At 66.5% G+C, this 10,528-nt stretch carries 7 protein-coding genes; all 7 read left to right on the top strand.

Annotated elements, in window-relative coordinates; genetic code table 11:
• Window positions 1-674 precede the first annotated feature (674 nt).
• Window positions 675-1,667, top strand: a complete 993-nt coding sequence (locus KHO41_RS40195; RefSeq protein ID WP_211958755.1) for a GlxA family transcriptional regulator — start codon at window positions 675-677, stop codon at window positions 1,665-1,667.
• A 171-nt stretch (window positions 1,668-1,838) separates the two neighbouring features.
• Entirely contained in the window at window positions 1,839-3,371 is a 1,533-nt protein-coding gene (locus KHO41_RS40190) for a mannose-1-phosphate guanylyltransferase/mannose-6-phosphate isomerase (RefSeq protein WP_211958754.1), read from the top strand.
• A gap of 108 nt (window positions 3,372-3,479) precedes the next feature.
• On the top strand, window positions 3,480-4,859 hold the full coding sequence (locus KHO41_RS40185) for an undecaprenyl-phosphate glucose phosphotransferase (protein ID WP_211958756.1): 1,380 nt from the start codon (window positions 3,480-3,482) through the stop codon (window positions 4,857-4,859).
• Between the two features lie 69 nt (window positions 4,860-4,928).
• The gene (locus KHO41_RS40180) at window positions 4,929-7,163 is read left to right on the top strand and encodes a polysaccharide biosynthesis tyrosine autokinase (protein ID WP_211958753.1); all 2,235 of its coding nucleotides are present in this window, start codon (window positions 4,929-4,931) and stop codon (window positions 7,161-7,163) included.
• A gap of 90 nt (window positions 7,164-7,253) precedes the next feature.
• Window positions 7,254-8,372 carry a GDP-mannose 4,6-dehydratase gene (gene gmd / locus KHO41_RS40175; RefSeq protein WP_211958752.1) on the top strand — a complete coding sequence of 373 codons (1,119 nt, stop codon included), beginning with the start codon at window positions 7,254-7,256 and terminating at the stop codon, window positions 8,370-8,372.
• 5 nt (window positions 8,373-8,377) lie between these two features.
• Window positions 8,378-9,361 carry a GDP-L-fucose synthase family protein gene (locus tag KHO41_RS40170; RefSeq protein WP_211958751.1) on the top strand — a complete coding sequence of 328 codons (984 nt, stop codon included), beginning with the start codon at window positions 8,378-8,380 and terminating at the stop codon, window positions 9,359-9,361.
• A 26-nt stretch (window positions 9,362-9,387) separates the two neighbouring features.
• A partial coding sequence (locus KHO41_RS40165) for a glycosyltransferase family 4 protein (RefSeq protein ID WP_211958750.1) occupies window positions 9,388-10,528 on the top strand: 1,141 nt, incomplete at its 3' end.

Genomic DNA, 10,528 nt, shown 5'->3' with positions numbered 1-10,528 from the left:
AAACCGCTTCCGCCCCCCATTGTCCTTCATCGAAAGGCGGCGAGGCGACAACTATCCTGACATGGAGGGCTCGGACAAAAAGTGACTCGCCGGCTACGCCGGCGAAACAGCGGCGCCAGCCAAGAGCGATACCCGGCCCTAACCAGTAAGCCCCCCATCCACCCATACCGTCCCCCCCCCCGTCACCCTCAAAAACCATATTAACGAATAAATTAATAAGTATTTAATTTCATTATTATAAAAATCCCATGTGTTTTTCTCGTCATACCCGACACAAAAACCTCAAAATCCAAACCGTTTCAACCATGAAACAAGTGCATAAAAACATCAGAAAAATGCACCAAATCAGATATTAATGAGATTTCTACCACGCTCGCATTGGTGCAATTTGTCGCGTTGCAACATTTATGTATAGAGTTGTTCTTACCCGCCTCCTGCGGAGCAGGCGGTTTCGGAATGACGACCGTTGCAGAAGCAAATTGCGTTTATTTACAACGGGATGTGAGCCAACCCGATGCCAGACCGGCAAACTTCCGCCAAGAGGCCGTCATTTTCCGACACCGACATACCCCGGACTTTTCCGTTGTCTATGATGCAATGCAACAGATGAGAATTCCGACGCAATACGGAACCTGAAAGCCAAAAGCAAGAAGCGAATGAAATGGGGAGTGATCATGAGCTACGCGCAACTCAAGCCCGCAGTGAGCTGGTTATCTGTGTCGGCCCGGCCACGCCGGGACGCCGCGAGGCGAATCGGGATTCTGCTGTTCGACGGATTTTCGCTGTTGGGTGCCGGCATGATTGCGGAGGTCTTTCACACGGCTAACGCGCTTTCCGATGATGCGCTGGAGGGAGAGGGTCAGACACGTTATGAAGTGCGTTTCCTGTCGCTGACCGGCGGCAGCATCGCCTGCTCGGCTTCGGTGCATGTCTGGACCGATGAGATCGACCCTGGCCAGCCGGCTGGCTTCGACCTGCTCTTCGTGGCCGCTGGCGCGGACGCTGAAGGCCGCGGTATCGACGAGCGCGTGCTCGGCTGGCTGCGCGCGGCGGCGCATCGCAGGACCGCGACGGTGCGCCCGATTGCGCAAGGCCGCGCCGTGCTCGATGCCGCCGGCATCTCCCGCCTGGCCCAGCTTCATGACGCGCAGTCGCCCAGCCAGCCGCTGGCGCTGGACGCCGTCGACGACCAGTTCGAATCGATGAAGGCCGCATTGACGCTGATCCGCCGTGAACAGGGCGTTGACGTGGCCCGCGCGGTGGCCGGACGCGTGATGCCGTCGTGGAGCAACCGGCTGCTGCCATGCATCGGCGACGCCGGCATGACCGGCCCCGGCGAGAAGATCCGCGCCGCGGCCCGCTGGCTGCGCCAGCACTGCGAACAGGACATCTCGATTGCCGGCGCCGCCGAGGTGGCCGCCATGAGCGAACGCAATTTCCTGCGCCGCTTCAAGCTGGAAATGGGCATCACGCCTTCGGACTTCCTGCTGCAGGCGCGGCTCGACACCGCGTGCGGCTTCCTCGCCGATACCGAGCTGCCGGTCGACAAGATCGCTCGCCGCAGCGGTATGGGCAATGGCGACCGCCTCGCCAAGATCTTCCGTAAGCGCCTGTCAATCTCACCGACCGAGTTCCGACAGCGATCCCGGGTGGCCGTCGACGGCTAGTCCGCGGGACGCGGCGCCGGACCGCACAGCGCCGGCCATATCCATCAGCCATAAAGCATGCACGCCGCACGGGGCGGCGGGGAGCGTTCGTCCCGACGCAGCCGCCGTACCGCAACGCATCGATGTATCGACGTATCGCCTGAGCACGAACCACAACAAGGAGGGCCGATCATGACCAGCACCACGGACAGCGCCGACGGCACAGCGGCCGCGGCATCCGCCAACACGGCACAGCGCCAGCGCCTGCGTGTCGCACCGGTGGTGCTGGCGGGCGGCGCCGGCACCCGGCTGTGGCCGCTGTCGCGCGAGCACTATCCGAAGCAGCTGATCGACCTGATCGGGCCCGACTCGCTGCTGCAGGCCACGTTGCGCCGTCTCGAAGGGTTCGATGGCGTGCCCGGCGGGCGCGAGGTGGTGGCCGAGCCCATCGTCGCGTGCGGCGAGGAACATCGCTTCGTCACCGCCGAGCAACTGCGCGCCAGCGGCACGCGGGCCCGCCTGCTGGTGGAGCCCGGGCGCCGCAACACGGCGCCCGCGCTGACCATTGCCGCGTGGCTGGCCCAGTCGCACGGCGAAGACGTGATTCTCGTCGTCATGCCGGCCGACCACGCCATCCTCGATCCGAACACATTCCGCGCCGCCCTGGCGCAAGCGGCCGACCACGCCGAGCGCGGCGCGATGGTCACGCTCGGCGTGCCGCCCATGCGCCCGGAGACCGGCTACGGCTATATCCGCCTGGGCGCGACGCTGCCCGACGGCGCGCACGAGATCGCGCGCTTTGTCGAAAAGCCCGCGCTCGAACTCGCAACGCAGTACGTGCAGAGCGGCCAGTACTGGTGGAACAGCGGCATCTTCATCGTGCGTGCCAACGTATGGCTGCAAGCGGTGCAGGCCCTGCAGCCCGAGATGTACGAAAGCTGCATGCAGGCAGTGATCGAGGGCAAGCAGGACGGCTCCTTCTTCCGCCCCGCGCCGAAGGCGTTCCTGAACTGCCCGTCCGACTCCATCGACTACGCGGTGATGGAGCGTCTGGAGCTGCCGGTGTCGCCATGCCGCGGCGTGGTGGTGCCGCTGGCGGCGGGCTGGTCCGACCTTGGCTCATGGGATGCCGTCTGGGACGCGACCGAGAAGGACACCGCGGGCAACGCCGCGCGGGGCCGCGTGGTGTTCGAAGGCGCCAGCGACAGCTATGCGCATTCCGACGGCCGGCTGGTGGCCTGCGTCGGCACCAACAACATCGTCGTCATCGAGACCGCCGACGCGGTGCTGGTGGTCGATCGCTCGCATGTGCAGGACGTCAAGACCCTGGTCGAGCGCATCAAGGCCCAGCACGCACCCGAGGCCGAGACGCACCGCAAGGTGCGCCGGCCGTGGGGCTTCTATGACTCCGTGGACCATGGCCCGCGCTTCCAGGTCAAGCGCATCGTGGTCGCGCCCGGCGCGCGGCTGTCGCTCCAGCTGCACCACCACCGCGCGGAGCACTGGGTCGTGGTGAGCGGCACGGCGCTCGTGCAGCGCGGCGAGGAGACGTTCCTGCTCGGCGAGAACCAGTCGACCTATATCCCGCTCGGCGTGACGCACCGGCTGGAAAACCCGGGAAAACTGCCGCTCGAGATCATCGAGGTGCAGTCCGGCGGCTACTTGGGCGAGGACGACATCGTGCGGCTCGACGACGCCTTCGGGCGCTGCGACAAGGCGGGCTAGCGCGGAGCAAAAAGGACCGGCACTGGCGCCGGGAGCAGGGGAGTCCGGCATGGGGAGCCGGGCGTGGCAAGACAGCGTTTGCAGACGGGTGGTACGGGGGGGGGCGATATGCTCAGGATGGAGGGGTTGCTGGCGCGCACGCTGGACGTGGCGCTGGTGTTCGCTGGGGCCGTGGTGGCCTCGCAGATCCGCTTCGACGCGGTGATGAAAGAGGACTTCTACGATCTCTTCATCGTCCTGTCGGCGGCGTTCACGCTTGCCTTGTTTCCCGCGTTCGGCATCTACGAATCGTGGCGCGGGCGTTCCAAGCCCGGCCTCGCGGGACAGGTCGCGCTTGCGTGGCTGCTGGTGCAGCTGTGCGGTGTCATGGTGATGTTTTCCATGCACCGGCTGGACATCGTCTCGCGGCTCTGGTTCGCTTACTGGACCGCCGTCAGCGGCGCCCTGCTGATTGTCTCCAGGCTGTTCATCCATCTCGTGCTGGGCCACGTGCGCAGCGCCGGCATGAACCTGCACCAGGTCGCCATTGTCGGCGGCGGGCCGCACTGCAACGCGGTGATTCGCCGCGTGGCGGCATCGCCGGCTTCGGGTTTTCGTGTAGCGGCCGCGTTCAACGTGGTGCCGTCCACGGGCAGCCTCAGTGCGCGTGTGCCGACCTTCGCCGACCGCGCGGCGTTCCAGCGCTACATCCGCACGCAGCAGATCCATGAACTGTGGCTGGCACTGCCGCTATCGCAGGAGCCGATGATCCTCGATTTCGTCAACGAGTTCCGCGACGAGCTGATCAACATCCGCTTCATGCCCGACTTGCACTCGGTGGTGCTGTTCGACAGCGGCGTGATCGACCTGATCGGCATGCATGCGATCAACCTTGCCGCGTCGCCTTTGCCACAGCACGCGGTGCTCCAGAAGGACATCTTCGACCGCCTGTTCGCCGCGGCTGCGCTGATTGGCCTGGCGCCGGTGCTGCTGTCGGTGGCGCTTGCGGTGAAGCTGTCGTCGCCGGGGCCGGTGCTGTTCCGCCAGAAGCGCAAGGGTGCCGACGGCCGTGTCTTCACCATCTACAAGTTCCGCTCGATGCGCGTGCATGCCGAAGAGGCCGGCACGCTCACGCAAGCGAAGCGCCACGATCCGCGCATTACGCGTGTCGGCGCCTTCCTGCGCCGCACCAGCCTGGACGAGCTGCCGCAGTTCTTCAACGTGCTGCGCGGCGACATGTCGGTGGTCGGGCCGCGCCCGCATGCGCTGGAGCATGACGACCAGTACAGCAAGCTGGTGAGCGGCTACATGCAGCGCTACCGCATCAAGCCCGGCATCACGGGCTGGGCACAGGTCAATGGCTACCGCGGCGAAACCGACCGGCTGGAGAAGATGGAGGGGCGCATCGCCTGCGACCTCTACTACCTCGGCAACTGGTCCTTCGCGCTCGACATGCGAATCATCGTGGCGACGATCTTCAAGGGACTGATCCACCGCAACGCGTACTGACCACTGCCCACGGCCCGCTGCGGCGGACCCGACAAAAACACCCAGGAACACGGAACGGAAGGACAAGCCATGCCAACCGTACTCGACACGCAATACACTGAGGCGCCTCCCGCGCAGGAACTGCGCCTCTCGGACTACCTGGCGACGCTGCTGGCGAGCTGGCGGCTGATCGCGCTGGTGACGGCGGTGGCGCTGGTCCTCGGCGCCATCTATGCGGTGATCGCCAAGCCGGTCTATCGCGCCGACGCGATGATCCAGGTGGAGGACAGCAAGGGCGCCGACGCCAATGCCAACCAGAACTCGCTCGGATCGATCGCGTCGATCTTCGACTCGAAGTCATCCACCGCTGCCGAGATCGAATTGATCCGTTCGCGGCTGGTGGTGGAGGAAGCCGTGCGCACGCTGCACCTCGACATGGCGGCGCGTCCGCGTACTTTTCCGCTGGTCGGCGGCTGGCTGGCCGGACGCCATACCGGCACCGCGCCGGCGCCTGCGCGCTTCGGCCTGCCGCAGTACGCGTGGGGCGGCGAGTCGATCACGATGTCGGTGTTCGATACGCCGGCCAAGTACTACAACAAGCCGTTCATCCTGACGATCACCGGCGAGCGCGCGTTTGCGCTGCGCGATCCCGATGGCAATGCCGTGCTCAACGGCAAGGTAGGCGAGGAAGTCGGCGGCAACAGCGCGCTTGGCCCGGTGCGCGTGCGCATCGATCAGCTTGCCGGGCGTCCCGGCACGGAATTCGAGCTGCTGCGCGCATCGACGCTGGCCACGGTCGAGCGCGTGCAGCGCCAGCTCGCGGTGGGCGAAACCTCGCTGCAGTCGGGCATCATCCGTGCGAGCTTGGAAGGCGCCGACGCCAAGCTGACAGCGGACATCGTCAACACGATTGCGCGCCAGTTTGTGCAGCAGGACATCGGCCGGCGCTCGGCTGAAGCGGAGCACACGCTGGCCTTCCTCGACCAGCAACTGCCGGTGCTGCGCAAGGAACTCGATCAGGCCGAGGAGCGCTACAACTCGTACCGCAACCGGACCGGCACGGTGAACCTGGACGAGGAAAGCCGGCTGCTGCTGCAGCAGGTGGTCGACAACAAGACGCGCCTGACGACGCTGCAGGCCCAGCGCGCCGAGATGATGACGCGCTACACCGACACGAACCCGGCCATCGTCGCGATCAACGCCCAGATCGACGCACTCACGCAGCAGCAAGCCGTACTGCGCCGAAGCGTGTCGGTACTGCCCGATACCGAGCAGACGGTGTTGCGGCTGATGCGCGACGTGCGCGTCGATACCGAGCTGTACACCAGCCTGCTCAACAACGCCCAGCAGCTGCGCGTGATCAAGGCCGGCCAGGTCGGCAGCGTGCGCGTGGTGGACTTTGCCGAGCCCGCGGACGAACCGGTGCGCCCGCAACGCCTGATGCTGGTGCTGATCGGCGGCGGCCTCGGCATGCTCGCGGCTGTCGTCCTGGTGTTCGTGCGCAAGGCGCTCTACGGCGGCGTGGAGCATCCGGAAGACATCGAGCGCCTGCTTGGCGTTCCCGTCTGCGCCGTAGTGCCGCGCAGCCGCGTGCAGGCGCGCCTGCAGCGCGACATCCGTGCGGGCCGCGGCGCGCAGGGCACGCCGCGCCTGCTGGCCGCGAGTGCGCCGGACGATGTCGCAATCGAAGGCGTGCGCAGCCTGCGCACCACGCTGCAGTTCGCGCTGCGCGACGCCCGCAACAACGTGGTCATGCTGACCGGGTCGCGCCAGGACGCGGGCAAGTCTTTCCTGTCGGTGAATCTTGCCGCGCTGGTGGCGTCAGGTCAGCGCCGCGTGCTCGTGATCGACGGCGACATGCGGCGCGGCGCGGTGCATGCGTACTTCGGCCTGCGCCACCAGCCGGGGTTGTCCGACGCGCTGTCGGGCATGGACTTCGATGCCGCCGTGGTGCGCGACGTGCTGCCCGGCCTCGATGTGCTGCCGCGCGGCAGCCTGCCCGAAGATCCCGCCGAACTGCTGATGAGCGAGCGCTTCCGCACCATGCTCGACCACTTCGCCACGCGCTACGACATGGTCATCCTCGACACCCCGCCGGTACTCGCCGTCACCGATGCCACGCTGCTTGGCCGCCATGCCGCCACCACGCTGCTGGTGGTGCGCCACGGCCGCCATCCGGCCGCGGAGATCGGCGAGGCCGCGCGGCGGCTCGCCAGCGGCGGCGTTGCGCTGCAGGGCGTGCTGCTGACCGACGTCCCGCGCCCACCGCTGCAGCTTGGCACGCCTTACGCCGCGTACTACGGCGCCGAAGCGGAGACGAAGTAGCGGCAAGGCATCACGAACAAGGCATCTCGCCATGCCGGCGCGCACGCCGGACCCACTCGAACCGAACTCCAATCCACAGGGAGAAAGACGATGAAGCGCAAGGTTGCTCTGATCACGGGGATCACCGGCCAGGATGGCTCCTACCTTGCCGAGCTCTTGCTCGACAAGGGCTATGAGGTCCATGGCATCAAGCGGCGCACGTCGCTGTTCAATACCGACCGCATCGACCACTTGTATCGGGAGCGCCACGAGCAGGACCTGCGCTTCTTCCTGCACCACGGCGACCTGACCGACGCCACCAGCCTGCTGCGCGTGATCCAGCGCATCGAGCCGGACGAGATCTACAACCTTGCCGCGCAGAGCCACGTGGCGGTGTCGTTCGAAGAGCCGGAGTACACCGCCAACGCCGACGGCATCGGCACGCTGCGCATCCTGGAGGCGATCCGCATCCTCGGCCTGGCGAAGAAGACGCGCTTCTACCAGGCGTCGACGTCCGAGCTGTATGGCCTGGTGCAGGAGATCCCGCAGAAGGAAACCACGCCGTTCTACCCGCGCAGCCCGTACGCGGTGGCGAAGCTCTACGCGTACTGGATCACGGTGAACTACCGCGAAGCCTATGGCATGTATGCCTGCAACGGCATCCTGTTCAACCACGAATCACCGGTGCGCGGCGAAACCTTCGTCACGCGCAAGATCACGCGGGCCATCGCGCGCATTGCGGTGGGCCTGCAGGAGTGCCTGTACCTGGGCAACCTGTCGGCACTGCGCGACTGGGGCCACGCGCGCGACTACGTCGAGATGCAGTGGATGATGCTCCAGCAAGAGCAGCCCGAGGATTTCGTGATCGCCACCGGCGAGCAGTACAGCGTGCGCGACTTCGTGCAGCAGGCCGCCAACGAGCTGGGCGTCACGGTGCGCTTCGAGGGCGAGGGCGTGGACGAGATCGGCGTGGTCGAGCACGTGCACGGCAAGGAAACGCGGCTCAAGCCGGGGCAGGTGATCGTGCGCGTCGATCCCGAGTACTTCCGCCCGACCGAAGTCGAAACGCTGCTCGGCGATGCCTCCAAGGCGCACGCGAAGCTTGGCTGGCGTCCGGTCACGCCGTTCCCCGCGCTGGTCAAGGAAATGGTGCGCGCCGATTACCAGACCGCGCGCCGCGACGCGATGGTCACGCTGGCCGGCTTCAAGGCGCTGGAACACCACGAGTGACGACCATGGACAAGGACACCAACATCTTCGTCGCCGGGCATCGCGGCATGGTCGGCTCGGCCCTGGTGCGTGCGCTGCGGGCCGACGGCTACACCCGCATCGTCACGCGTACGCATGCGGAGCTGGACCTGACCGACCAGGCTGCCGTGCGCCGCTTCTTTGCCGCCGAAGCGATCGATGTGGTGCTGCTGGCGGCGGCACGCGTGGGTGGTATCGTCGCGAACGATTCACGCCCGGCTTCATTCCTCTACGAGAACCTGGCCATCGAGACCAACGTGATCCACGCCGCCTTCGAGGCCGGTGTGGAGCGGCTGGTGTTCTTCGGCTCGTCATGCATCTATCCGCGCGCGTGCCCGCAGCCGATCCGCGAGGAATACCTGCTGACCGGCCCGCTGGAGCCGACCAACGAAGCCTATGCCATCGCCAAGATCGCGGGGCTCAAGCTGTGCGAGGCCTACAACCGCCAGTACGGCACGCGCTATGTGTCGGTGATGCCGACCAACCTCTACGGCCCCAACGACAACTACGACCTCACCAACAGCCACGTACTGCCCGCGCTGATCCGCAAGGCCCACGCAGCAGTGCGGGATGGGGCCGACACGCTGACCATATGGGGCACCGGCACGCCACGCCGAGAGTTCCTGCACGTCGACGATCTTGCCGCCGCCACGCTGTTCCTGCTGCGGCACGAGCACGCCGAGGGCGTGTTCAACGTCGGCGTTGGCAAGGACCTGACGATCGCCGAGCTGGCGGCGATGGTGTGCCGCATTGCGGGCTTCCGCGGAGAACTCGTCTTCGATACGGGCAGGCCGGACGGCACGCCGCGCAAGCTGCTGGACGTCAGCCGCCTCGCGCGCATGGGCTGGCAGCCGCGCATCGGGCTGGAGGCCGGCGTCACGGCCACCTATCGCGAATACAGCAAGTACAGCGAGAGCAGAGACCACGCCGCGGCGCATCCAGAGCCGGCTGCAGCGGCAACTCACGCCTGACAGGCACGCAAACGGGGAGGTTCGCCATGCCACATTCCGTCACCATCTTCCACAACGTCGTCTGGTCGCGCCACAAGGGCGAGGTCTTTTCGGCGCTGCACCGCGACGCCGCCGATGGCCCGATCCGCTACCGGTTCATCCAGATATCGGAAACCGAGTACTACCGGCTGGGCTTCTCGGACGTCGACTACAGCGCCCACCGCTATCCGATGCAATGCCTCTACAACGGCTGCTACGAAGACGTGCCGGTGTGGAAGCTCACGGCGCGGCTGGTGTCGGAGGTACTGCGTTCGGGCAGCGACCTGATCGTGCTGCCCGGCTACCACCGTCCCGAGTACTGGGCGATGCTGCTCGCCTGCATCGTGACCGGAAAGCGCCGCGCGGTGTTCTGCGATTCCACCGGTCGCGACCGTCCGCGCCGGCTGCTCACGTCGATTCCCAAGCGCGTTTTCTTTGGCCTCTGCCATGGCTTCTTTGGCTTCGGCGAGCGCAGCCGCGAATACCTGGTCTCGCTGGGTGCGGAGCCGGAGCAGGTGTTCATTCCGTGCCAGGCCGCCGCGCTGCCGCCCGGATACAGCACCGACGTCGCGTTCGCCGAGCGCGTCAGTGTGCGTGCCGGTAATGAGTCGACGTTCCTCTACGTAGGCCGTCTGTCGCCCGAGAAGGGGCTGGACACGCTGCTGGATGCCTTTGCCGCATTGCGGCGCGACCGGCCCGACGTGCGCTTGCGCCTGGTTGGCTCCGGCCCGATGGAAGATGCGCTGCGTGCGCGTTGCACCGAACTCGGCCTCGGCGACTCGGTGGTGCTGGTCGGCAGCCTCCAGGGCGATGCCCTGTCCGCCGAGTACTACCGCGCGCTGTGCATGGTGCTGCCCAGCCACAGCGAGCCGTGGGGACTGGTGGTCAATGAAGCCCTCAACCACGGCTGCCCGACCATCGCCAGCGACAACTGCGGCTGCGTGCCCGAACTCGTGCACGACGGCAAGACCGGCTTCGTGGTGCCGGCACGCGACGCCGGCGCACTGCAGGCCGCCATGACCCGCGCGCTGACCGTGTTTGCCGACGCGCCGGCCACGGCCGAACGTTGCCTTGCCGTGATGGGCCGGTTCGATCCCACGGCGGCCGCCAGCCACATCGCGCGCGGGTGCGCGGCGCTGCTGGCCGGTC

The organism is Cupriavidus numazuensis, from assembly GCF_905397435.1.
Classification (GTDB): domain Bacteria; phylum Pseudomonadota; class Gammaproteobacteria; order Burkholderiales; family Burkholderiaceae; genus Cupriavidus; species Cupriavidus numazuensis.
The sequence above is the reverse complement of the archived record's forward strand: the minus strand, read 5'-3'. Positions and strand labels throughout refer to the sequence as shown.

What these genes read in the sequence shown, in the direction of transcription:
- KHO41_RS40195 (WP_211958755.1), top strand. Translation starts at nt 675, where the DNA reads ATGAGCTACGCGCAACTCAAGCCCGCAGTGAGCTGGTTATCTGTGTCG.
- KHO41_RS40170 (WP_211958751.1), top strand. Translation starts at nt 8,378, where the DNA reads ATGGACAAGGACACCAACATCTTCGTCGCCGGGCATCGCGGCATGGTC.
- KHO41_RS40185 (WP_211958756.1), top strand. Translation starts at nt 3,480, where the DNA reads ATGCTCAGGATGGAGGGGTTGCTGGCGCGCACGCTGGACGTGGCGCTG.
- gmd (WP_211958752.1), top strand. Translation starts at nt 7,254, where the DNA reads ATGAAGCGCAAGGTTGCTCTGATCACGGGGATCACCGGCCAGGATGGC.
- KHO41_RS40190 (WP_211958754.1), top strand. Translation starts at nt 1,839, where the DNA reads ATGACCAGCACCACGGACAGCGCCGACGGCACAGCGGCCGCGGCATCC.
- KHO41_RS40180 (WP_211958753.1), top strand. Translation starts at nt 4,929, where the DNA reads ATGCCAACCGTACTCGACACGCAATACACTGAGGCGCCTCCCGCGCAG.